The organism is uncultured Kriegella sp. (assembly GCF_963975415.1).
GTDB lineage: Bacteria > Bacteroidota > Bacteroidia > Flavobacteriales > Flavobacteriaceae > Kriegella.
This window is the reverse complement of record NZ_CAXBGN010000001.1, coordinates 683,710-709,145: the sequence shown is the minus strand read 5'-3', so window position 1 is coordinate 709,145 and position 25,436 is coordinate 683,710. Positions and strand designations below refer to the sequence as shown.

The window sequence follows — 25,436 nt, the reverse complement described above, 5'->3', positions numbered from 1 at the left end:
GAGTTCAAATGATTGCTTTATCTATCTATTTCAAAGACACATGGTCAATAACGACATGCTGTTATTTCAGTTTCGCAAAACGGCCTAAAAGTTCCCGAACTTTCTGCGTATTCTCAACATAGTACTTCGCATGGGTTTTTTGTCTACTGACCTTTACCGTTACCGTACTTTCAGGAAGTTCTTGGAACATGAATTCATCCGTCCAATCATCGCCAATCGCAAAAACGAAGTCGTAATCATCTTCACCTAAAATCCGTACAGAAGCGCGACCCTTGTTGACATTACTACTTTTAACCTCCATCACTTTATTTCCGTTGAGAACACTAAGGTCATCAGTGCCTATCAGACTGGTTAGCACTTCAGATAGCTCTGTCGCCCTTAAACTCCCAAAATCGGGATCTGTCTTTCGGTAATGCCAGGCAAGGGAGTAATTTTTTTCTTCAATGAAACTTCCCGGTGTACGGTCAACAAAAGATTCCAGCACAGGACGAATTTTTACCATCCAATCGTTTTTTACATTCTCCAACAGGTGAAAATCTTCCCCGCCTGTTGATATCCATACCCCATGCTCCACGATCATATTGTATTTTTTTGGAAGAAACCACTTTGTAAAGGTTTCCTTATCACGGCCGCTGATCAAGTAGACATCTGTGCCCGGTTGATTACTCAGTGTATCTAGCAACTCGTAGAGTTCTTCATCGGGACCCGCTTTTTGGGGGTCGTTGTGAAAGCCTGCCAAAGTACCATCATAATCAAGAAACAATAACCTTTTCTTGGCCTTCGAGTAATCTTCTAAAATGGAACTCAAGCGATTGTCGGTCAACCGTTTTGATATATTTTCAGAATCTCTTTCCTTTTGAGCTTTCAATGAATTCATAAAGCTATTTGCCCATTTTTCAACATTGTATCGCTCCAGTCTATTTTGTAGTAGTTCGTTTCTTGACTGTTGTTCTTCCCTGGGCATATTAATCGCCTCGTACAGTGCGTCGGCGATTTGCTCGAAGTTATTGGGGTTTATTAAAAGTGCCTCGTTCATTTCATTTGCCGAGCCGGCCATTTCACTTAAAATAAGCACCCCGGTCTTATCGGTACGGGTAGCGATATATTCTTTGGCAACAAGGTTCATACCATCACGTAATGGGGTCAACCAAGCAATATCGCTCGAAGTATAGAGGTCGATAAGGTTCTCGAACGGCATAGATCGGTAGAAATACCATATGGGTGTCCAATTTACCGTTGAGAATTCACCGTTGATACGGCCTACTAATTCGTCGATTTCTTTTTTTAGCAATTGGTACTGTGGTACGTTCGAACGCGATGGAACTGCAAGAATAATAAGTCTAACCTTCTCTTTGTATTGCGGATATTTACTCAAAAAATATTCAAATGCATACAACCTTTTAGCGATACCCTTTGAATAATCTAAGCGATCTATCGATAAGAAAAACTTCGCTTCAGGGTCTGATTTTTTATGGGTGTTCAGGCGTTGTTGCAGTTCCGATTGTTTCGATGCCGGCTTTTGGTAATGTTCTTGTGCCGCTTCACTGAATTTTTTGTAGTCAATACCCATTGGGAACGAGTCGACTTTGATGACCCTATTGTCAAGATAGATTTCATTAAAGCTCACTTCAAGACCCAATAGTCGGCGAACCGAACTTAGAAAATGGCGCTCATAATCATAGATGTGGAAACCAATAAGGTCTGACCCCAATAATCCCTGGAGAATTTCCTCACGCCAGGGCAGGGTTCTAAAAATTTCAAAGGAAGGGAATGGAATATGCAAAAAGAAACCTATCGATATGTTCGGGCGTTTTTCCCGAACCATTTGTGGTACCAACATCAATTGATAGTCATGTACCCAAACAATGTCATCATCATCCGCTTTTTCTAAAATGGCGTCGGCAAATTTTTGGTTTACGGTCTTGTAGATATTCCAGCTATCCAACTCAAACTCTGAGTATTCTAAAAAATAATGAAAAAGTGGCCATATCGTTCGATTGCTAAAACCGAAATAGAAGCCTTCGACCTCTTCGGTAGTTAGATTTACTTTTGAAGAACCGTGTTTGGCAAGTGCTTTGTCAATTTTCGGAACCAACTCTTCGGGAATCTCCTCGTCGGTAAGTCCGCTCCAGCCAATCCATACGCTATCACTGCCGGAGTGTACCGATTTCATTCCAGTAGCCAACCCTCCAACACTTGGAATCGCAGTGATGTCGCCATTGCTAATTTGTAACTGAACGGGTAGTCTATTTGAGATTATGATAGTTTTGCCCATAAATCGGAAATTTTACTTGGTTTTGAATATTATTTCTCTAAATTTCGTTAAAACAAAGGGTAAAAACAATTGTAAAAGTAATTGTGTTAAGATTTTTATTGAATGGATAATTTAGACTACGGAATAATAGGGAATTGTAGAAGTGCTGCATTAATTTCAAAAATGGGTGCGATTGAATGGTGTTGTTTGCCCGAATTCGATTCGTCTTCTGTATTTGCGAAGCTATTGGACGAGGAGATTGGGGGAAGTTTTGAAATTCTTGTCGATGATTCTTATACAATTACGCAACGGTATAAAAAAAATACGGCACTATTGATTACCAAGTTCTCCGATGGTGAGCATGTGTTTGAAGTTTATGATTTCATGCCACGCTACCATAAAGAAAAAGGCGGGCACCATTCTCCGCCAGAGATTATTAGGTATGTTAAGCATCTTTCGGGAAAGCCCAAGTTTCGTGTTCTTTACAATCCAAAGTTGGAATACGCCCTAGGACAGACCAAATCATATATCAAACATAATTTCGTAGCAAGCCTTACACATGCAGAAAAGTTTGATACCGTATTCTTATACACCTCCTTTAATAAGAATGCCGTGGTCGAAGGTCGTGAAATAGAATTGGATGATGATGGCTATTTTTTAATCGGTTATAATGAAAAGATCTTTTTGCCCTCGACGAAGAAAGTCTATTTGGAAATGGAACGTACCAAGGTTTATTGGCTCAACTGGAGCAATAAAACACCTGCCTATCGAAAATATAATGACGAAATAAGACGTAGCGCAATTACCTTGAAATTGTTAAGTTATGACAAAACGGGAGCGGTATTGGCCGCTCCGACCACTTCCTTGCCAGAAACTATTGGGGAAGTACGTAATTGGGACTACCGCTTTTGTTGGATACGTGATGCCTCAATGGTGGTCAAGGTCATATCGGAACTTGGTCATAAAAATGTGGCCAGACGATATTTACAGTTCATAATCGACCTCATTCCTGATAAAGATGAAAAGCTGCAGATCATGTACGGGATCAATAAGGAGAAAAAGCTTACCGAAGAGACCTTAGAGCATTTGAGTGGTTATAAAGGGTCAAAACCGGTTCGTATCGGGAATGCGGCCTATGCCCAAAAGCAGAATGACATCTATGGTATTTTAATGGATGTAATTTACGAACAGTTGATGAAATTCAGCACCGATATTGAAAATGGTGAAGAATTATGGACGATTACCAAAGGCATCGTTTGGATCGTGTCAAAACATTGGCAAGAAGCAGATAAGGGTATATGGGAATTTCGAACAGAAGATCGTCATTTTACTTTTTCGAAAGTATTATGTTGGGTAGCATTGGATAGAGCCATTAAAGTGGCGCGTATTTTTAAGAAAAACCATAAACTTGAAAAATGGACCAAGCTTGAACAGGAAATAAAGGCCGATATTCATGACAATGCCTGGAACCCCGAGGTCAATGCATTTGTTCAGTCGTATGGATCATCACATTTAGATGCCTCGGTGCTTTTAATGGAATCATACGGATTTATACCAGCCAAAGACCCCAAGTTTATCGGAACGGTAAAAGCGATAGAACGGGAATTGAGCAATGACGGCCTTCTTTATCGTTACAAGAACGAGGATGATTTCGGGCTACCTTCTTCCTCTTTTACAATTTGTACATTCTGGTTTATTAATAGCCTCTTCAAGATTGGGGAAGAAGAAAAGGCAATGGACCATTTTAATAAACTTTTAAGCTACAGTAACCATTTGGGTCTTTTTAGTGAAGACATCGATTTTAAGACCAAAAGACTACTAGGGAATTTCCCTCAGGCCTATTCACATTTGGCCCTGATCGAATGTGCCATTAATTTTTCTAAAAAGCATACTGAAGAAACGATTTTGGAATCGATGCGATAAATAAACGATTTTGGGCTGGGAAATATAAACCCCGACTGATTCGACGATGAGTTAGGGAAGCTAAGATTCTCGATTGCCGTAAATTGAATACAATAAAAAAACCGTCCAAAAATTGGACGGTTTTTTCTGTCGAAACAGCACTATTGATCTGAGTTAGACATTCTTTAATTAATCGAATGTGTACTTATTATCCGTAGCAACCTTATTGGCAATTTCTTCGCGTAGCGCTACCACGTTCGGATTGTTTGTATATTTTGTAAATCGTTTTAAGCCCATTAACATCATGCGTTGCTCGTCTCCTTCGGCGAAAGATGTAATAGCCTCTTTTCCCTTTTGAATAATCGTATCGACGGCATTGTACAAATACAACTTCGACATAGCGGTTTGAACGGCCTGCGATTCTTCCCCAAAACGTTTGGCATTTTTCTCGGTTCTTAAAACGGTCGATTCGGCCATATAGATTTTGATTAAAATATCGGCAGCCGCCAGCATTAACTGTTGGTGTTGCTCAAGTTCTGGACCAAATTTCTGTACTGCACTTCCGGCTACCATCAAGAATACCTTCTTCAATCGGGATATCAAATCCTTTTCTTCAGCAAAAAGTTCAGAAAAATCAGGCGTGTCGAAAGATGGTATTCCCATCAATTCTTCCCCGACTGCGGTTGCAGGCCCTAACAAGTCAACATGGCCTTTCATGGCTTTTTTGACCAGCATGCCAACCGCGAGCATCCGGTTGATTTCATTGGTGCCTTCATAAATTCGTGCAATTCTAGCATCGCGCCATGCTTTTTCCATGGGGGCGTCGGCACTGAAGCCCATGCCTCCAAAAATTTGAATGCCCTCATCCGTTGTTTCTTGTACGTCTTCAGATGCGGCAACTTTTAAAATGGAGCATTCTATAGCATATTCTTCAACACCTTTTAACTCAGCTTCTTGATGTGAATTTCCCGCTGCTTCGCGTATCGCAATCCTATCTTCGATATTTTTTGCGGCGCGATAACAGGCCGATTCATCAGCATAGGCATTGGTGGCCATTTGTGCTATTTTCGACTTTATTGCACCAAAATTGATAATCGGTGTCTTAAATTGTAACCGCTCATTGGCATAGTTAACGGCCTCGTTGATTACTCTTCGTTGTGCTTCTAAACAGGCCGCGGCTAGCTTAATACGACCGATATTTAAAGCATTCATCGCGATTTTAAACCCATTGCCTCTTTCTGAGAGCATGTTTTCGACCGGAACTTTCGTATCATTAAAAAACACTTGACGCGTAGAGGAGGAGTGAATGCCCAATTTTTTTTCTTCCTCTCCAAAACTAATTCCGTTCTCGGGGTCGTTCTCTACAATAAAACCGGTAATATATTTATCATCTTCTATTCTGGCAAAGACAATGAACATATGGCAGAAACCTGCATTGGAAATCCACATCTTCTGTCCAGTTATGCTATAATGCTTGCCATCTTCCGATAATACTGCTTTGGTTTTGCCCGAATTGGCATCGGAACCCGCGCCAGGTTCGGTTAAACAATAGGCACCAAACCATTCGCCCATAGCCAACTTGGGGACATATTTTTGTTTCTGCTCTTCGCTGCCATATAGGGTTATCGGCATGGTACCTATTCCCGTATGTGCGCCAAAAGCGGTACTAAAGGAACCAGTAGCCCCAGATATATAATCACAGACCAACATGGTAGAAACAAAGCCCATTCCCATACCACCGTAAGCTTCGGGTACGGCCACGCTCAACAGACCGAGTTCACCTGCCTTTTTCATACATTCTTCGGTATAGGCATAGTCTTTTTTCTCAAAGCGTTCCCAATGTGCCCAAAGTTCACGATCTACGAATTCTTTGGTACTGTCACGCATCATTTTCTGCTCTTCCGATAGGTCTTCCAAAGTAAAAATGTCTTCACATTTGGTCTCTTTTACAAGGAACTGCCCTCCACGCAGGATATCCTTATTCGTAGTTTCTGTACTCATGTTGATGATTTATTATACTAATTTAAAAATTCATAGATACCTGCGGCTCCCTGCCCTGTACCAACGCACATAGTGACCATTCCGTACTTTCCCTGCATATTTCTTTTACGCATTTCATCGAAAAGCTGAACGGATAATTTAGCCCCTGTACAACCTAGCGGGTGCCCTAAGGCAATTGCACCACCATTGACGTTTACGATATCAGGATTTAGTTTCAGTTCCCGTATTACGGCGATGGACTGCGATGCGAAAGCTTCGTTAAGTTCGATCAACTCGACGTCATCTTGCTTCAAACCAGCTTGTTTTAATGCCTTAGGAATTGCTTTGACCGGTCCAATCCCCATAATTCTTGGGGGCACCCCGGCAGCGGCATAATTGACCAGTCGGGCAATAGGTTCTAATTTTAGTTCTTTGACCATCTCTTCACTCATGACCATAACAAATGCGGCACCATCGCTCATTTGCGACGAATTACCGGCGGTTACACTACCCCCGGCAGCAAATACGGGTCTTAGTTTGTTCAACACTTCGACCGAGGTTCCTTTTCTTGGTCCCTCATCTTTGGTTACGGTGTATTTTTTTGTGGCCCTTTTCCCATTTTCATCGACATATGTCTGTTCTACTTCAATGGGCACAATTTGGTCTTGAAAACGGTCTTCCGCTTGTGCTTTTAAGGCTTTCATATGAGAGTTATAGGCAAACTCGTCTTGATCTTCTCGTGATACCTTAAATTCGTTTGCTACGGCCTCTGCCGTATTCCCCATTCCCCAGTAATAATCTTCATGACCTTCATGAACCAAATCATAGTTCAATTCAGTTTTGTAGCCCGTCATGGGGACGGCACTCATACTTTCAGCTCCTCCGGCGATGATACAATCGGCCATCCCGGATTGAATTTTGGCCGTTGCTATACCAATGGTTTCGATTCCTGAAGAACAAAAGCGATTAACGGTTACACCAGGTACATCAACGATATTCAAGCCCATTAATGAAATGAGCCGGGCCATGTTAAGGCCTTGGGATCCTTCGGGCATGGCATTGCCAACAATAACATCATCGATTCTTTTTTTATCGAAATCAGGCAGTTCTTTCATCATATAATCGATGGTTTCGGCTGCCAGTTCGTCCGTTCGCTTAAAGCGGAATACACCCTTGGGAGCTTTTCCTACGGCCGTTCGATATGCTTTAACTATATATGCAGTTTTCATTTTTTTAATTTCTTAGCGGTTTACCTGTTTTTAACATGTGTTGAATACGCTCCAATGTTTTTCTTTCGGTACAGAGTGATAAAAATGCCTCGCGTTCCAAATCCAATAAATACTGTTCGTTGACCAAAGTGGGTTCCGATAAATCTCCACCTGCCATAACATAAGCTAGTTTATTGGCGATTTTTTTATCGTGTTCACTTATGTAGTGACTAGCTTCCATAGAATCGGTACCTACTAAAAACATACCTAGCGCCTGTTTTCCCAAGACTTTAATGTCTTTGCGTTTGGGCGGTTGTGTATAGCCCGCTTCCGCCATTAATTTGGCATGGGCCTTAGCGGTTGCTATTTGTCGGTCTTTATTGATGACGACAATATCTTTTCCGTGCTGAAGAATTCCTAAATCATAGGCTTCGTGGGCAGAAGTTGATACCTTTGCCATTCCGATGGTCAAGAAATACTCTTGAAGTACGTTCAATTCAACATCATTTTTTTTGAACGTATCCTGTGCCCTAAGAGCGAATTCTTTTGATCCACCACCACCTGGGATTACCCCGACTCCAAATTCCACAAGTCCGATATAAGTTTCAGCTGCAGCCACTACTTTGTCGGCATGCAATGAAAGCTCACAACCTCCTCCCAAACACATGCCATGAGGCGCTGATATAGTTGGAATTGCCGAATAGCGCATTCGCATCATGGTGTCTTGAAACATCTTTATAGAATGATTCAATTCGTCGTATTCTTGTTCGACGGCCATCATAAATATCATACCGATGTTGGCGCCCACCGAGAAGTTGGCTCCTTGATTACCTACGACCAACCCTTGAAAATCTTTTTCAGCTAGGTCAATAGCTTTGTTCAAGCCGACCAAGACATCGGCTCCTATGGTATTCATTTTCGATTGGAATTCAATATTCAAGATACCGTCGCCCAAATCTTCAATAACAACTCCTTTGTTTTTAAAGACTTCGTTTGATTTTCTAATGTTATCTAAAATAATAAAGGCATCTTGGCCAGGGACTTTTTCCATAGAGTTACGAGGAATGTCGTAATAATACGTTGCTCCCTCTTTTACTGTATAAAACGATGAGGTACCTCCGGATTTCATTTCGTTCACCCAATCGGCTACTTGTAAGCCTTCCGCTTGTATGAGTTCCAATCCTTTTTCTAGTCCAATGGCGTCCCAGATCTGAAAGGGTCCATGCTCCCAGCCAAAGCCAGCTTTCATGGCATCATCGATTTTATAGAGCTCGTCGGTGATTTCAGGAATTCTATGTGAGACATATGCGAACAACTGGCCGAAGCTCTTTCGGTAAAATTCACCGGCTTTGTCTTTTCCTTTGACGAGCACAGTAAAGCGATCAACTACCTTGTCAATAGTCTTGGTAAGTTCTAAAGTAGCAAATTTGGCACTCTTCTTCGAACGATAGTCCATCGTGTCCAAATCCAATGTCAAAATTTCGGTTTTACCTTCCTTGTCTTTTGATTTTTTATAAAAACCTTGTCCTGTTTTACTGCCTAACCATTTGTTGGTCATCATGGTATCAATAAAACCAGGAAGTTTAAATAATTCTATACGTTCATCCTCTTTGCAGTTTTCAAAGATACCGTTGGCCACATGTACTAAGGTGTCTAAACCTACGACATCAACAGTTCTGAAAGTAGCCGATTTTGGTCGACCGATAACCGGTCCTGTTAATTTATCAACTTCTTCAACGGTCATTTCCAAGTCTTTTACCATATGGAAGAGACTCTGAATGCTAAATATGCCAATGCGATTTCCTATGAAAGCAGGAGTATCTTTAGCGACAACCGATGTTTTTCCCAAAAATTGCTCCCCATAACTATTAAGGAAGTCCAATACTTCCGGGGCAGTTTCCGGTCCGGGGATAATCTCGAACAATTTTAAATAACGGGCAGGATTAAAGAAGTGGGTACCACAAAAATGTTTTTGAAAATCTTCGCTTCGTCCTTCGGACATAAATTTTATAGGGATACCGGAAGTGTTCGAGGTAATCAAGGTGCCTTTGGTTCGATACTGTTCAAGATTTTCAAATACCTTTTTCTTGATATCCAACCGCTCTACAACAACCTCAATAATCCAATCTACGTTGGCGATTTTAGAAATATCATCTTCCAAGTTTCCGGTAGCAATTCGATTGGCGAACTTTTGATGGTAAATAGGGGAGGGCTTTGACTTTAGTGCCGCTGCCAACGAATCATTTACCAACCGGTTGCGCACCACCTTGTCTTCGAGTGTAAGCCCTTTGGCCTTTTCCTTGTCGTTGAGTTCCCTGGGCACAATATCCAATAGCAATACTTCAACTCCAATATTGGCGAAATGGCAAGCTATGCCACTGCCCATAATACCGGAACCTATTACCGCTACTTTTTTAATATGCTTGTTCATTGATTCTATCGTATTAGGTTGTTAAGTTTAAAATGCTAAGAAATTACTATACTAATGGCTTTTGTTTGCTAAAAACGTGTAGTGGAATTATTTGAGGAGTTCGAGTGTTGAAAAAATATTCCAACCCTTTTTTACAAACAGTTTCTATATATTTCAAGATTGCTTTCATGATATTTCTATTGATTTTCTAATTTTTTTCTAGTTTCAACCGACCGACACCCTGTATCATTTTGAAGCCATAAACACTACTCATTAATTTCACTGTATATTTTTTTCTCACTTATGAGTTGTGTAATTACCTCCATAACCTCAAAAAAGACCTCTATTTGTTCTGTATTGATATTTTCTCGAATAGCCTCGTTGAAACGAAGCACTGCCGCTTTGGAGTCATTTCGTTTTTCTAAGCCGAAATCAGTCAAATGTATGAGCACTCCCCTGCCGTCTTTCGGGTTTGGCTTACGCTGAATAAGTTCTTGTTCTTCCATTCTTTTTAATATGCGGGACAGACTGGTAGCTTCCATGCCCATTTTCGGCCCTAAGGCCGTTGATGGCGTACCGGTTTTAGGGTCAATACTCAATAGGGTAAAACCCACGGCCATGGTCGACCCGTAATTCTTAGCCTGTTCATTGTACATTCGTGCAACTGCCTGCCAGGTAGCACGCAATGCATAATCTATGGTCATCTCTTTCATCAAAAGTGGTTATTCACTTTCAAATATAAGAAAATATATTATGCACGCATAATATATTTTAAAAAAAATAGCGGAATTTGTTTTTAATTTCTTTGATTGAAATAAGGTGTCAAGTCAGAAATTATTAGAATTTAATGACCATAAATATCATTATACAGTGCGATGTAAATTTCCTTTATAACCTTGCGCTTAAGTTTCATGGTGGGGGTAAGGTGGCGTCCTTCAACGCTCCATGTGTCTGGTGTAAGACGAAATTGTTTAACCTTCTCCCATTTGGCAAAGTTCTCGTTCGCGACGTTGACCTCTTCTTGGAACCGATCGTGTACTTTTGGATTTTTTATAAGCTCTTCATCGGATGAATACGATATTTGATGTCGTTCTGCCCAACTCCTTAAAAAATCAAAATCTGGCTGAATAAAGGCCGCTGGCATTTTTTCTCCCTCCCCGATAACCATTATTTGTTCGATAAAACGTGACTGTTTGAAACGGTTTTCAAGCAATTGTGGAGCCACATATTTACCGCCGGAAGTTTTGAACATCTCTTTTTTACGATCGGTTATTTTAAGAAACCCGTCCGCATCGACTTCACCGATATCACCAGTATGAAAATATCCATCTATTAGTACTTCACTTGTTTTTTCTGGATTCTTATAATAACCGATCATTACCTGAGGACCTTTTACGCAAATCTCACCGTCATCGGCTATTTTCACCTCGGTTCGGTCAAGAAGTTTCCCGACAGTGCCGATACGGAATCCGCCATCCCGCATGTCGTTTACTGAAACCACTGGTGAGGTTTCTGTAAGGCCATAGCCTTCCATTACCCCGAATTCAGCTGCATTGAATATACGGGCCAATCGAGGTTGCAGGGCTGCACTCCCGGAGGAAATTAACGAAAGGTTTCCCCCAAGACCCTCTTTCCATTTACTGAAAATAAGCTTTCGCGCCAATGCCAACTTTTGTTCGTACCACCAACCGTTTTGTCCGTAGGGTTCATATTTCAATCCTAATTCTACCGCCCAAAAGAATAATTTCTTTTTGATACCTGATAAGTCAGTACCTTTTGCTATGATCTTATCATAAACTTTTTCCAACAAACGGGGTACGGCAGTCATTACGTGGGGTGCCGCTTCTTTTAGATTTTCACTGATTTTATCCATTGATTCGGCAAAATATATCGTGACGCCGGCATATTGATAGAGGTATATCATCATACGCTCATAAATATGACAAACCGGTAGAAAGCTTAGGCACTTGGTTTTGCCGTAATCAATGGCGAGTCTTTTGGCACTTTCAAGTGCATTGCTGACAACATTGCTGTGGGATAGCATTACTCCTTTCGGCCTGCCCGTTGTACCCGATGTGTATATCAAGGTGGCCAAATCATCAGGTTTCACCTTTTCTTTAAGTGCCTCCACTTCGTTTTGATTCGATGGATCGGCGCCCAATTCAAGTATTTCATTCCAATTCTTACAATCATGTAACTGATCGAAGGAGTATACCTCTACCAACGTAGGAACCTGATCTTTTACGGCCATTACCTTTTCGTAGACTTCGGCACATGAAACAAAACAATATTTTGATTCGGAATGATTAAGTACATAGGCATAATCATCTTTCGAAATCGTGGGGTATATCGGTACGTTTTGGGCACCCAATTGCAGAATACCAATGTCCATGATGTTCCACTCGGTTCTATTTGTCAAAGATATTAGGGCAATTTTGTCATTTGGCTCGATCCCTAATCTTAGTAATGCTCGACTGATTGCGTTTGCCTTGTCGATATATTCCCGTGTTGATGTGGCAATCCATTTTCCATCGTATTTGGTAACTAGGGATTTTTCCAAATTATATTTCTCCAATTGATAATATGGGAAATCGAAAAGACGAGTGATATTTTGCATAATCGAGTTTTGATACGTTCTTGCAAAATATGAAAAGCAGATGGATTTTAAAATAAGATCACTAAAATTAATCGAGGTCTTTTGTCAAATCATTAAAAATTAAATGCCAGCGCCAGTACCTTTACCTAATTGTGACCGAGGATTACAATAAATTAAGCGTGAACTAGTTATATCTATGAATTAGTTAGACGTAAGAAAAAACTTTAGCTTTTTTTTGCTATAAACATCCCAAATGTTACTGTTCACCTTGATTATTTTATATTATGGCCAAAAACTACTCAAAACGCTTCTCTTGGATTAAAAATATTAGTTATTTAATGTTTTTGCCAGGGCTTATGTTACAGGCACAATCAGATCCTTTTGAATGTGATTACAATGCCTACCTTTTTCAATACAACGATATTTATGCCTTAGATCTGGCTTCTGGTAGTTCGTACCTTGTTGCTGAAAATATTACCAGTGGAAATGTAAATGCTGCTGCCTATAATTCTTTGGATGGCTATATTTGGGGTTATTTGTCCAGTCCCCAAAAATCAATTGTGCGGATCGGAAAAGATTTTAGTGCCGAACAATTTACCATACCCGAACTGCCTACTGGCAATAAGTATGTTGGCGATATCTCAACTGATGGTATTTACCATTTTAAGGCTGGGGGGGCTTCTTACTATAAAATCGACCTAAATCCTGAATCTGAGAATTACCTCGAATATCTTGGGAAGTTTACATTGAGTAAAAGTCTCAGTATACACGATTGGGCGTTTAATGCCCAAGACAATAAATTGTACACTGTTGAAAAAGGTACGAACATACTTTATAGAATAACGGGTGAAACAGGTGAAGTAGAGGCGCTTGGGGTAGTACCCATTCTGCAAGGATTAAACTATACTTTTGGCGCTGTCTATTTTGATTTAGATGGTAATTTTTATGTTTCGGCCAATCAGACAGGTTCCGTTTATAAAATAGAAAGAGCACAAGACATTTCCCTTGGCATCATACAGTCGAATATCTTTGCTTTCGGGCCCGCAGCATCAAGTAATGATGGTGCGAGATGTCCTACGGCTCCTGTTCCCCAGGAAGATTGTATCAATGGCTTGGATGATGACGGAGACGGTCTTGTAGACTGTGACGACCCTTCTTGCTCCGGGGTTGCGACTTGTCCTGAAATAACCCTGACCTCAGGGGCGAACAGTGGAGGGTTGGAGAGTAATGACCGTTTGTCAACTCTGATAAGTAATCGCAACTATAATAGAGCTAAGAACAATTATGTTTTTGATAAGAACGTCGCTAAGAAGCTTAAAAAGGGTGCAACCTATGCCAAGAAAAGTGGTAAAGTTTCCGTAAGTGCTATTCCGCTTTCGAGTTTGGTTCCTTTGGGTGTAGTAGGGGAAACCAGTACCATTGAATCTTCTCCCAGTGATTTATTGGATTTGACAAATGCTTCGGATATTTATTCGGTAGATTACCTCAAAGATTCAGATAATATTGGAGCCTTGATGGTTATAAAGACCGATGAGAAGGTCTATGAACATAGCAAGTTTATTTGTGATCGATTTTTGGGGGCGCAGTTATTATCTGTTTCAAACCTACAACTCCGTGAAAAGGATTTTATAAAATCAATCATTAAACAGCCCGATGGTAATACCGAATTTGCATTGACCTTTTCTGCACGATTGGATGCAGATGATAAGTTTATTGTCGAGTCGCATTGGAATATTGATGCTTATGCCGACAATACATCGTATTACAATTTTCAGATTTGGTCGAACACGATCGATGATTTATTGGCCCTAGCCGATGAAATATTGAATCTTTTGGAGGTGTATTCTCCAATCGCTACATATAAAGGGTCTACCCCGCCGCCTGTATTTGTGAAATCGGCAAAATACGAAAAAGGAGAGGTCTTGTTGAATTTGGTGAACAACAATAAATCTGAACAGATCAGCCTCGAAGGCGGTATGAAAAAAACCGAGACCAGTGACACTGAAAGTATTGGTTTGGCAGCGCCTATTGAGGGATATTTAGATGCTGTATCTCTAAAAACCGGCGGTATTTTTGACTTCGGTTTCAGGGTCAGTAATAATAACGGTGATACACCCGATGATTTATTTGTGGCAGATGCTCCCTGGGGTCTTGATGATTCTGCAGAAGGTACATTAACTCAGACCTATCAAGTTCTAGCGACTGAAACTCCTTATACAGAGAACGGTTACCCGGTCGAACGTAATATAGAATTAAGTGGAACTACCTCCAATTATATAGGAGTATATAGGGCTATGAGTCCGAGATTTACTCCCGTCGATTTATCCGATTATAAGAAATTATCTTTTGAAGCCTCCGGCACGGGTACTTTAGAGGTGAAATTAACTACAGGTGATGGGGCGATTTTTACAACGACCGTTAACCTGACTTCAGATACCGAGATTTTCGATATACCCGCTGCGGAGTTTAAAGACATCAATGAGGCTGCCACTGATTTTTCGAGTATAAAAGTTATTAATTTTAATTTAATAGCTGAAAATGGATATGCGGAAGAAAAACAGATGAAATTATCGAATGTCTCCTTTAATAATAAAGAGGAATCGGCCGCTTTTCTAAGCGATGACCTCACAAAATCTTTTCTATACCCCAATCCTGTGGATACGGAGGCGAAACTTTATTTTTACGAAGAATCTGCTGGAAAATTCACGTTTGAACTGTTCAATATTACAGGTAAAAAAATGATATCACATGATATGCAGGGCGACACTAAACCAGGGCAGAATATGATTGTAATAGATAGGAACAACCTGTCTTCTGGACTGTATTTCTATAAATTGAAAAGCACGAACGATAAAATTTGGAGCAATAAGTTGATGATTAAATAATCTTATTCTCTGGTTCCTCTATTAACGTCGATGCAGTGTTTATAGTTAAGTAGGAATATTATAGATGCAGCTTTAGCCCTTCATGGGTAGCCGAAAAACCTATGTTTTCATAAAATCGAATCGCATCGGGGCGTTGCTTGTCAGAAGTTAATTGTATGACATGAGCGCCCTTTTGCTTGGCCCTTGCTACAATCCACTCGAACATTTGTTTGCCGATACCCTTCCTAGTGTAATCATCCCTGACCCTTACATTTTCTACTTGGCAGCGTATGCCGCCTTGGTAGGTGAGATAGGGAATAAAACTCAACTGAAAAGTGGCTATAGGCTCTTGATCCTCATTTTCTACGGTCAGCAGTTCTTGATTTTTATCCGCGACAATGCGTTCAAAGGCTTTATAGTATACTTTGGGCAAAGGAGTTTGAAAATCTTCCCGAAGGCGGCCCAGTTTGTCATTGGCCAACATTTCAACGATAGCGGGAAGGTCTTTTTCAGTGACTGGTCGGATATTCATTTATATTCTTAAAAAACTAGGTAGTTTTGTTAAATGACTTTCAATAAAGAGTTTTGTAGTATTGGAATTTTTTTCATAGATCGAAGTTATAAAAGTGCCAATCGCGAAATAAATTGTGCTCAAATACGTTATAAAAAGCCAAAAATTTAAATGGATGAAAACCAAAATGTTCAAAATTATTTTTACAATATTAACGTGTTTGTTTCTAGGGATCTCTATTTCCGGCTGTACCGCTGAAGATGGTGTGGACGGTATCGATGGTGTAGACGGTGTCGATGGTACGGACGGTGTCGATGGTGCGGACGGAGCAGATGGTATCGATGGTACAGACGGTGCGGATGGTGAGGTTAATTCAGGGAAGACCCACATTGTATTGACAGGCAATATAACCGATTCCGAGGCTAGCCAGATTATATTGGATGATTTTGGAAGTAATACCCAATATGTTACTGTTCAGAATACAACAAATCTGACCAACCTTGACCTAAGTATGGTTGGTGATTCCATAGAGTTAATAAGTTTGGTAATTTTTGAAAATTCTGCCCTCACTAGTGTAACGATGCCAACTTTGACTGAAGTTAGGCAAGATGTCCGGATTTTTGATAATCACGCGTTGCTCTCAGTATCTTTTGGCAATTTAAATCGGATTTATGGGTTTACTACTATCACTGGTAATGTGGTGCTAAAAAGCATTGATTTTCCCTCATTGGAAAACTCTGGCTATATCAATATTTATGGAAATACGGCCTTGGATAGTATTGATTTTTCTGTGCTAAAGACCTCGTACGCTATTGGAATCTCGGAAAGCAACTTAACAAGTGTAGATTTTCCGATGTTGATTGAAATTACCAATTTTTTTAGTTTTTATAAAAACGATAGCTTAGTAAGTATTAATTTTCCATTATTGGATGCCGGGGGGCACATGGAAATTACATTCAACCCCATAATTACAAGTATAGCATTCCCTCAATTAGCGGCTCTAGATAATCTAGATATAGCCTACAATGACGCATTGCAAACTATCTCTCTGCCCGCATTGTCCAGAATAAGTCCTCAAAGCCAATATATTGACCTTAGTTCAAATATGCTCTCCGTGTCAAGTGTTAATGGGCTTCTAAGTCAATTAGCGGGCCTCACCCCTTCTTTAACCGAAAGGATAATATTCATTCAACAAGCCCCTGCAGCTGCACCCACGGGTCAGGGTATTACCGACAAGAATACGCTGATATCAAACGGAAACACGGTTAATACGGACTAATTGTTTTAGGGTTTAAGGCAATTATTGAATTAATAATGGCTGTCTGAAAGCTGGCCTTTTTAAGTTCTAGTATGGTTACTGATACCAAAATAAGCTACCCATTAAGCGTCTGAAGCTAAATTGCCACGCAGGTACCCCTGTAGTATAATCCACCGTATTTGCCTGTGCGGCATCTCTAAACATGAGATTTCAATACTTGTAGTTTCGCACCTCGCTAAAAACCTCTAGGGGGCTAGATGGAGTTTCATTCCTTCATGTGAAGCTGAAAATCCTAACTTTTCATAAAATCGAATCGCATGAGGGCGCTGTTTATCAGAGGTTAATTGTACGACATGAGCGCCTTTTTGCTTTGCCCTTTCTATAATCCATGCGAACATTTGTCTGCCGATACCCTTCCCTGTATAATCGTCCCTGACCCTTACATTTTCTATTTGGCACCGTATACCGCCTTGGTAGGTGAGATAGGGAATAAAACTCAACTGAAAAGTGGCTATAGGCTCTTGCTCCTCATTTTCTACAGTCAACAGTTCTTGATTTTTATCCGCTTTAATTCGTTCAAAGGCTTGAACGTATACTTTGGGCAAAGGAATCTGAAAGTCTTCCCGTAATCGTCCCAGTTTGTCATTGGCCAACATTTCAACGATAGCGGGAAGATCTTCTTTGGTTACTTGACGTATTGTCACTGTATTATACTTTATTACCTTCAATCCATTTTCTGGCATTAATAAAAGCTTCTAGCCATGGCGAAACATCATCAGTGTTATCTTTCGGATAATATGCCCAGTTCCATGGGAAGATAGAACGTTCGATATGGGGCATTGTCACCAAATGTCGCCCCGTTTTATCACAAAGCATAGCGGTGTTAAAGTCACTGCCATTCGGGTTGGCGGGATAGTTTTCGTACCCATATTTACCAACGATTTCATAGTTTTCTTCGGAAAGTGGTAATTGAAATTTACCTTCTCCGTGGGAAATCCATACCCCTAAAGTGGTACCTGCCAAACTGGAAAGCATTACTGAATTGTTTTTTTGGATCTTGACCGAGGTAAAATTGCTTTCGTGTTTGTTCGAGTCGTTGTACGTCATTTTTCCATGGACTTTATGCTCGGGGTTGATCAGATCCAACTCCATAAACAATTGGCAACCATTACAAATGCCAATGGATAATGTATCAGGACGTGCAAAAAAGTTCCTTAAAGCGGTATTCGCCTTTTCGTTATACTTAAAAGCACCTGCCCAACCTTTGGCACTGCCCAAGACATCGGAATTTGAAAATCCGCCAACGGCACCAATGAATTGAATATCTTCCAAAGTTTCACGCCCCGAAATAAGATCGGTCATGTGTACGTCTTTTACATCAAAACCCGCCAAATACATGGCATTGGCCATTTCCCGTTCCGAATTACTTCCTTTTTCCCTTAAGATGGCCGCTTTGGGCCTTGCGGTTTGAGTAGGATATACAGGGCGTTCATTGACAAAGTTTTTAGGGAAAGTGTACGCAAGCGATTGCTGCTTGTAATTTTTGTAGCGTTCTTTGGCTAGTCCGTTCGCCGTTTGTTTAGCATCCAACAAATAGGAAGTTTTAAACCAGACATCACGTAGCGATGCAATGTTCAAGCCCATTTCCATACCCCCATTTTTAATGGTCAGCGTACTCTCGAAAACTACTTTTCCTAATTTTTTGAAATCTATCTGGGCATCAGTTAAAACTGTTTCAACGGACTCATTTTGAGCCTGAAAGACAATACCTGCATTTTCGGAGAATAATAGTTTAATGGTATCTTCTTCACCCAAAGTTGTTAAATCAAGGGTCGCCCCCAAATCGATGTCTGCAAAGCATAACTCCAATAACGTAGTTATTAAACCTCCGGAAGCAACGTCATGACCGGCAACGATTGCTCCGTCTTTGATTAAATTTTGAAGCGTATTAAAGACTGTTTTGAAATAGTCCGCATTGGTAATCGTTGGTGTTTCTTGACCAATTGAATTTCGTACTTGCAAAAAGGAAGAACCTCCTAGTTTATAAGCATCTTTGGATAAATTGATATAATAGATGGCCCCACCGTCTTTCTGAAATACCGGCTCTACGACCTTGGTGATGTCATCACAATTTCCAGCGGCTGAAATAATAACGGTTCCTGGCGAGATTACATCGCCATCTTTGTATTTCTGTTTCATGGAAAGTGAGTCCTTTCCGGTAGGTACATTGATGCCGAGTGCGATGGAAAAATCCGAAACGGCCTGAACCGCCTCATAGAGTCTGGCATCTTCCCCTTCATTTTTACAAGGCCACATCCAGTTCGCGGAAAGGGACACGGATTGTAATCCGTCTTTTAAGGGTGCCCAAATAATATTGGTCAAAGCTTCGGCAATACTGTTTTTGCTTCCGGCAGCAGGATTGATCAATCCAGAAATGGGGGAGTGGCCGATACTGGTCGCAATTCCTTCCTTCCCTTTAAAATCTAGCGTCATCACGCCACAATTGTTTAGCGGAAGTTGCAAAGGACCGGCGCATTGCTGCTTGGCGACCCGGCCACCGACACAACGATCTACTTTATTCGTAAGCCAGTCTTTGCAGGCGACAGCTTCAAGCTGTAAAACTTGTTCTAAATAGTGGTGAAAGAATTCCAAGGTGTATTCAGGGTTCTTATAGTCCCTCTTGATGGTTTTATCGGTCATCACTGTTCTTGGAGAACTTCCGAACATATCCTCCAAATCCATATCCATGGGTTTGTCACCTTTGCTTTGTGACTCGAAAGTAAATCTATGATCGCCTGTTACATCGCCTACCTCATACATCGGCGACCTTTCCCTATCAGCGATACGGTGTAATAAAGCAACATCTTTTTTGCCGATTACGAGCCCCATTCGTTCTTGAGATTCGTTACCGATAATTTCCTTTGCAGAAAGCGTAGGGTCGCCCACCGGTAATTTGTCTAGGTCTATTTTTCCACCTGTATCTTCGACCAATTCAGAGAGGCAGTTAAGGTGACCGCCTGCCCCGTGATCGTGAATGGATACAATCGGGTTTGTTTCACTTTCGACCATACCTCGCACGGCATTGGCTGCCCGTTTTTGCATTTCAGGATTGGAACGTTGTACGGCGTTCAGTTCAATGGCAGAACTGAATTCCCCCGTGTCTGCACTGGAAACGGCCGCTCCGCCCATACCTATCCGATAGTTGTCGCCACCAAGAATCACAATTTTATCACCGTTTTGAGGCGTGTCTTTAAGGGCTTGGTCCGTTTTGCCGTAACCGATACCACCGGCCTGCATGATGACCTTGTCGTAACCCAATCTACGTGCTTGTGCTGCGGTACTAGAACCACTATCATTAGCTTCATCGTGTTCAAAGGTAAGTACCGAACCTGCAATTAACGGTTGTCCGAATTTATTGCCAAAATCAGAAGCTCCGTTTGACGCTTTTATCAAAATGTCCATGGGGGTTTGATAAAGCCATTCGCGTGCATCCATTTGTTTTTCCCAAGGCCTATCTTTTTCTAGTCGTGAATAGGCTGTCATATAAACAGCTGTTCCTGCGAGTGGTAGAGAGCCTTTCCCTCCAGCCAAACGATCTCGTATTTCACCACCGGATCCCGTAGCGGCACCATTAAAAGGTTCGACCGTAGTAGGGAAGTTGTGCGTCTCCGCTTTTAGAGAAATGACCGAATCAAATTCTTTTTCTTGATAAAAATCAGGTTTATCGGCTGTTTTTGGAGCAAATTGCACCACTTTCGGACCTTTTACAAAAGCTACATTGTCTTTGTAGGCCGATATAATGTTGTTCGGATTTTCTTGTGAAGTCTTTTTAATCAATTTGAAAAGCGATGAGGGCATTTCTTTTCCATCGATTACGAATGTGCCATTAAAAATTTTATGGCGACAATGTTCGGAGTTTACTTGACTGAACCCGAATACTTCCGAGTCGGTCAATTTTCGTCCAATTTTTTCAGAGAGTTTCTCTAAATAGAGAACTTCTTCTTCGTTCAGGGCCAGTCCTTCTTGCGAATTGTAGGCCGCAACATCATCGATTTGACGTATCGGCTCAGGGGTAATTGCTATGCTGAAAATCTCTTGGGAAAGTCCGTTGTACTTTTGGGATAGCATGGGGTCAAAATTTGATGAGTTTTCCTTTGCAGGTTCGAACTCTTCAATACGTATGATTCCCGAAACCCCCATGTTTTGGGTGATTTCAGTGGCATTGGTACTCCAAGGGGTTACCATGGCTGCCCGTGGCCCAATAAAAAAGGCGTCAAGTGACGCCGCATTTATTTTGGGTTGGTTGCCAAACAACCATGTTAATTTTTCTGTGTCTATTTTTGAAAGTTCTTGGCTCGTTTGTACTGCAAAAACTTTGGTATCTGCATCCCCGAAAAAGTGAATCATTGACTTTTTGAATTACTAGGTTAAGAAAGCGCAAATTTACGGCTTTTTGGTCAATCTTTTTTGTTGAATAATCAACATGTTTCTGGCGACATTGTTGATAATCTTATTCAGGCCCAGCAAATTTTTAATCCTAATTTTTATGAAGTAAGGCCATATAAAATCCATCAAAACCGCTTTTGGAAGCGTAAATTTTCTTTTCCTCGACCAATTTAAAATCCTTACCCTCTTCCGAGGCCAAAAAGGCGACCACTTGATCGCTGTTTTCCTGCGGAAGGATAGAACAGGTGGCATAAACCATTTTTCCACCTGGTTTGACTATTTTACTATAGCTACGAAGAATTTCCTGTTGTGTCTTGGTAATTTTTTCCAGAAAATCGGGTTGTAACTTCCATTTCGTATCCGGATTTCTTCGAATAACACCAAGTCCCGTACATGGGGCATCGATTAGCACCCGATCTGCGGTGCCATAGAGTTTTTTAAATACTTTTGTGGTGTCAATTTCCCTGGGTTCGATGTTGTGGGCGCCATTTCTTCGGGCCCGACGTTTTAATTCTTTCAATTTACTGCCATAAATATCCATGGCAATCAATTGACCTTTATTTTCCATTAGGGCGGCCAAATGCAGTGATTTTCCCCCTGCACCAGCACACGTATCTACAACACGTTGGCCGGGCTTCACATCTAAAAATTCAGCGACCAATTGCGATGAGCCATCTTGTACCTCAAAAAAACCGTTTTTAAAGGCTTGGGTAACAAAGACATTGGCCCTTTCGGGTAATTGTAATGCCAACGGGTATCCTTTCACGGGTTCGGCAACTATTCCCTCTTCCAAAAGTGCCTTGCGCAGTTGCTCTTTTTTAATTTTCAACGTATTGGTACGCAAAACAACTGAAGCAGGTTCGTTTAGTGCCGCTATCTCTTTTGACCATAATTTATCGCCCAAAGCCTTTTCACAAACTTCGTCGATCCAATCAGGAACGGCTTCCCTGAACTTTCTGATTTTGGAAAGTTCATCAAATTTACCCTTGATACGTCGCTCTGGTGTCGGTTCGATTTGTTTCCAATCGGGAAGCTTGATACCTTTTAACACTGCCCAGACGGCCCACATACGAAACAAGTCAGGCCTGCTGAAGGGTGCTTTTACGTCGGCGATTTCGGCATATAACCTTTTGTAGCGTACCATTTCATAGGTTGTCTCAGCAATAAACCCTCGATCGCGGGCGCCCCAGCGCTTATCAAATTTCAATACTTTTTGTACGACCTTATCGGCATATTCTCCCTCATTGAAAATCAAGTTCAATGCATCGACTACGGCAAATACTAAGTTTCTATGTAATTTCATTAAAAAAAAATTAAGGATGTAAAGGTATGGTATTGCTGCGGAATCCCTTTATTTTTGAAGAAATTTATACGTATGCGCTACTTCTTGATTGCTCTAATACTTTTAGCGGTTGTTTCTTGTTCCGTGGATAAGAAAAACGAACCGTTTACATCGGTACAGGTTGAAACACTTTTCGAAGACTCCTTAAGTATTCGTGCTATTGAAATAATGGGGAACAGTCTTGCTTTTGCAGCCAATAAGGGGGCATTCGGCACTATTGATCTTACTACAGGAAAAGTGAGGCTGAATATTCAGAAGTACCATACCAATATTCCAGAATTTAGGGCGGTTGCGCATACTTCGACAGATTTCTTTATGCTTTCAATCGCCAATCCGGCCTTACTCTATAAAACGGGGGACAGTGGGAAAATGGAGCTTGTATATAAAGAGGAGGATGAGGGGGTTTTTTATGATGCCATGACCTTTTGGAATGACAAAGAAGGAATCGCAATGGGGGATAGCATGAAGGGATGTCTGTCGATCATTATTACAAGGGACGGTGGAAATACATGGGAAAAAGTGCCATGTTCCCAGTTACCAAAAAGTGGGGAAGACGAGGGGGCTTTTGCCGCTAGCAATACCAATATTAAAACGGTAGGCGAAAAGACATGGATAGCTACGACAAATAGCCGTATTTATTTTTCGCCGGATAAGGGAACGACCTGGCAGGTTTTTGAAACCCCTATTGTTAAAGAGCACCAGACCCAAGGGATATATTCTATAGATTTTTGGGATGAAAATTTAGGAATTGCCGTGGGTGGTGACTATACCAAACCGAAAAGTAACAGGGCCAATAAGGCCATGACAAAAGATGGCGGGAAAACTTGGCAGCTAATTTCCGATGGTCAAGCCCCAAATTATAAGGGTTGTGTTCAATTTGTGCCCAATACCAAAGGGAATGGTGTTGTAGCTCTAGGATTTACTGGTATTTCCTATTCTTTCGACATGGGGGGTAGTTGGCAACAGCTTTCCGAAGAAAGCTTTTTTACATTTCGATTTTTAAATGACTCTGTAGCTTATGCTGCGGGGAAAGGTAGAATCGCAAAGTTGACATTTAGTGCAAAATAACGTAGTGTTCTGTCGCGTAGAATGGAATTACCTGCCCTTGCCGTCACCTTTTTTTTGATGGTACCGTCTTATTAGTTGTCTTTTGAATTCTTCCTCGGAACGAATTAATAGCAATGATTTTTTTGCAGAAATTATTTTAGCTGCTTTTTTAAGGAATATTTTGTCCAATTCTTCCTCTTCTTCCTCAAAACTAAGGTATTGATCCAATAGCTCGGAAGCAGCCTTTTCCGAAAGGTTCGAAGCATCTTTTATTTTATCGCGTATTTGGTTATGCTCTTTTCGCCGTAATGCATATCGGCTTGCTTCATATTCATTGTATAGAGGCCAAAACGACTGCGCTTCTTGACTTGTTAAGCTTAGCTGTTCGGTAATAAAGGCAACTTTTAAAGCTTTGATCTTATCCCAGTCTTGCTGGCTCTTTTGGCCATAGAATAATGATACGGTAAGCAAAATGGCAAGTGTTGTTATTTTTTTCAATCTATTCATTGTTTTCAAGATTTAGTGCCTCAAAATCATCAATATTGTCATTAAGGTAATCTAAAACATTTTCTTGGTCTAGATGACCTTCAAGCATATCTCCATATTCCAATTCATCAACGGGAATCAATTCAGCAAGTTCATAAGTGGATAGCCCCAAATCGGTATTCTCAAAATAATTTTCAATATCTGAATCGGCAATATTATCAAAACTAACTTCGTTCGCGGCGTTCCAATTAAATATAGAGGCCAGCGTTACTATAGCTGCCACTGCAGCTGCGGTCGCATAATACTTTTTAAAAGACCTTAGGTGAACTATTTTTGTTTCAGAATGAACTGATTTTTCAAGAATACGTTGATTAACTCCTTCGAAATAACCATCGGGAACTTTAAACCCCTCATTCTTGGGAAAGCGGTCATTCTGGGCAGATTGATTATCGGATAACCTGCCCAAAAGCCGTTCGGAAAAGCTTTCGAAATAGCCTTCCGGGGTTTTGAAATCGTTATTTTGGTTATCTTTTTTCATTCTTTTTATTTGACTATCAATGTCTTGAAAGGTTTAATCGTTCTTTAAGTATTCTTCAATTTTCTTTACTGCTAAGTGATATGAGGCTTTTAAGGCTCCAACAGAGGTTCCTAATATCTCTGACATTTTTTCATATTTAAGCTCTTCAAAATATTTCATGTTGAAGACCAATTTTTGCTTTTCAGGTAGCGTGGCAATTGCCCTTTGTAAATTTAATTGGATTTCATCCCCTTCGAAATATATATCGGCTTGAAGGTTATTGATCATGTTGTTTTGTAGCTCCCCGTCGCTGATTCCCAATTTTTTCGATTTACTCTTAAGAAAACTAAGGGCTTCATTGGTGGCGATACGGTACATCCAAGAAAACAATTTGCTATCTCCTTTAAATCCATCTATATTTTTGTAAACTTTAATAAACGTATTTTGCAATACGTCATCGGCATCGTCATGATTGAGTACAATTCGGCGTATATGCCAATATAACCTTTGTTTATAGGTGTCTACCAACACTTCGAAAGCCCGTGATTGGGTTTCTTTCGACTGTAGTTCTTCTACTAAAGTTTTTTCGGCAATCAATAGGTCTTACTTAAGTTA

The 25,436-nt window shown here is 40.8% G+C and carries 17 protein-coding genes; 4 read left to right on the top strand and 13 right to left on the bottom strand.

The genetic code is table 11. The features are described 5' to 3' along the window. Positions 1–61: 61 nt before the first annotated feature. Positions 62–2,275, bottom strand: a complete 2,214-nt coding sequence (locus AACZ88_RS02905) for a bifunctional alpha,alpha-trehalose-phosphate synthase (UDP-forming)/trehalose-phosphatase (protein ID WP_339705906.1) — start codon at positions 2,273–2,275, stop codon at positions 62–64. A gap of 102 nt (positions 2,276–2,377) precedes the next feature. On the opposite strand from AACZ88_RS02905, the gene AACZ88_RS02900 reads away from it, so the two are divergent. Further along, on the top strand, positions 2,378–4,177 hold the full coding sequence (locus AACZ88_RS02900) for a glycoside hydrolase family 15 protein (RefSeq protein WP_339705904.1): 1,800 nt from the start codon (positions 2,378–2,380) through the stop codon (positions 4,175–4,177). A 168-nt stretch (positions 4,178–4,345) separates the two neighbouring features. Here the strand turns inward: AACZ88_RS02900 and AACZ88_RS02895 are convergent, their stop codons facing one another. The 5 genes from AACZ88_RS02895 to AACZ88_RS02875 form a co-directional block, all read right to left on the bottom strand. Further along, positions 4,346–6,157 (bottom strand): acyl-CoA dehydrogenase family protein, encoded by a 1,812-nt coding sequence (locus AACZ88_RS02895; RefSeq protein WP_339705902.1) that lies wholly within the window; start codon positions 6,155–6,157, stop codon positions 4,346–4,348. A 17-nt stretch (positions 6,158–6,174) separates the two neighbouring features. Continuing rightward, positions 6,175–7,365, bottom strand: coding sequence for an acetyl-CoA C-acyltransferase (locus tag AACZ88_RS02890; protein WP_339705899.1), 1,191 nt, complete (start codon positions 7,363–7,365; stop codon positions 6,175–6,177). 4 nt (positions 7,366–7,369) lie between these two features. After that, on the bottom strand, positions 7,370–9,775 hold the full coding sequence (locus AACZ88_RS02885) for a 3-hydroxyacyl-CoA dehydrogenase/enoyl-CoA hydratase family protein (RefSeq protein ID WP_339705896.1): 2,406 nt from the start codon (positions 9,773–9,775) through the stop codon (positions 7,370–7,372). Between the two features lie 245 nt (positions 9,776–10,020). Further along, positions 10,021–10,467: a MarR family transcriptional regulator gene (locus AACZ88_RS02880; RefSeq protein ID WP_339705893.1), complete on the bottom strand. Its 447-nt coding sequence runs from the start codon at positions 10,465–10,467 to the stop codon at positions 10,021–10,023. Positions 10,468–10,598: 131 nt separating this feature from the next. After that, positions 10,599–12,371, bottom strand: a complete 1,773-nt coding sequence (locus tag AACZ88_RS02875; protein WP_339705892.1) for an AMP-dependent synthetase/ligase — start codon at positions 12,369–12,371, stop codon at positions 10,599–10,601. A gap of 263 nt (positions 12,372–12,634) precedes the next feature. Between AACZ88_RS02875 and AACZ88_RS02870 the strand changes: the two genes are divergently transcribed. Then, positions 12,635–15,235, top strand: a complete 2,601-nt coding sequence (locus tag AACZ88_RS02870; RefSeq protein WP_339705890.1) for a T9SS type A sorting domain-containing protein — start codon at positions 12,635–12,637, stop codon at positions 15,233–15,235. Between the two features lie 58 nt (positions 15,236–15,293). Here the strand turns inward: AACZ88_RS02870 and AACZ88_RS02865 are convergent, their stop codons facing one another. Further along, positions 15,294–15,746, bottom strand: a complete 453-nt coding sequence (locus tag AACZ88_RS02865; RefSeq protein WP_339705887.1) for a GNAT family N-acetyltransferase — start codon at positions 15,744–15,746, stop codon at positions 15,294–15,296. Between the two features lie 154 nt (positions 15,747–15,900). Between AACZ88_RS02865 and AACZ88_RS02860 the strand changes: the two genes are divergently transcribed. After that, entirely contained in the window at positions 15,901–17,004 is a 1,104-nt protein-coding gene (locus AACZ88_RS02860; RefSeq protein ID WP_339705884.1) for a collagen-like protein, read from the top strand. Positions 17,005–17,228: 224 nt separating this feature from the next. On the opposite strand, the gene AACZ88_RS02855 is transcribed toward AACZ88_RS02860, so the two are convergent. The 3 genes from AACZ88_RS02855 to AACZ88_RS02845 form a co-directional block, all read right to left on the bottom strand. After that, positions 17,229–17,687 (bottom strand): GNAT family N-acetyltransferase, encoded by a 459-nt coding sequence (locus tag AACZ88_RS02855; RefSeq protein WP_339705881.1) that lies wholly within the window; start codon positions 17,685–17,687, stop codon positions 17,229–17,231. Between the two features lie 4 nt (positions 17,688–17,691). Beyond that, positions 17,692–21,390, bottom strand: coding sequence for a phosphoribosylformylglycinamidine synthase (gene purL / locus AACZ88_RS02850; protein WP_339705878.1), 3,699 nt, complete (start codon positions 21,388–21,390; stop codon positions 17,692–17,694). Positions 21,391–21,520: 130 nt separating this feature from the next. Next, positions 21,521–22,732, bottom strand: coding sequence for a methyltransferase domain-containing protein (locus tag AACZ88_RS02845; protein ID WP_339705875.1), 1,212 nt, complete (start codon positions 22,730–22,732; stop codon positions 21,521–21,523). Positions 22,733–22,804: 72 nt separating this feature from the next. On the opposite strand from AACZ88_RS02845, the gene AACZ88_RS02840 reads away from it, so the two are divergent. Continuing rightward, positions 22,805–23,839 (top strand): oxidoreductase, encoded by a 1,035-nt coding sequence (locus AACZ88_RS02840; RefSeq protein WP_339705873.1) that lies wholly within the window; start codon positions 22,805–22,807, stop codon positions 23,837–23,839. Positions 23,840–23,866: 27 nt separating this feature from the next. On the opposite strand, the gene AACZ88_RS02835 is transcribed toward AACZ88_RS02840, so the two are convergent. From AACZ88_RS02835 to AACZ88_RS02825, 3 genes are read right to left on the bottom strand one after another with little or no spacing between them, the layout of a single operon-like run. Continuing rightward, positions 23,867–24,325 (bottom strand): hypothetical protein, encoded by a 459-nt coding sequence (locus AACZ88_RS02835; protein WP_339705870.1) that lies wholly within the window; start codon positions 24,323–24,325, stop codon positions 23,867–23,869. Continuing rightward, positions 24,318–24,842, bottom strand: a complete 525-nt coding sequence (locus AACZ88_RS02830; protein WP_339705868.1) for a hypothetical protein — start codon at positions 24,840–24,842, stop codon at positions 24,318–24,320. The genes AACZ88_RS02835 and AACZ88_RS02830 overlap by 8 nt, the downstream gene beginning before the upstream one ends. 33 nt (positions 24,843–24,875) lie before the next feature. Continuing rightward, positions 24,876–25,418, bottom strand: a complete 543-nt coding sequence (locus AACZ88_RS02825) for an RNA polymerase sigma factor (protein ID WP_339705865.1) — start codon at positions 25,416–25,418, stop codon at positions 24,876–24,878. Between the last annotated feature and the right edge of the window lie 18 nt (positions 25,419–25,436).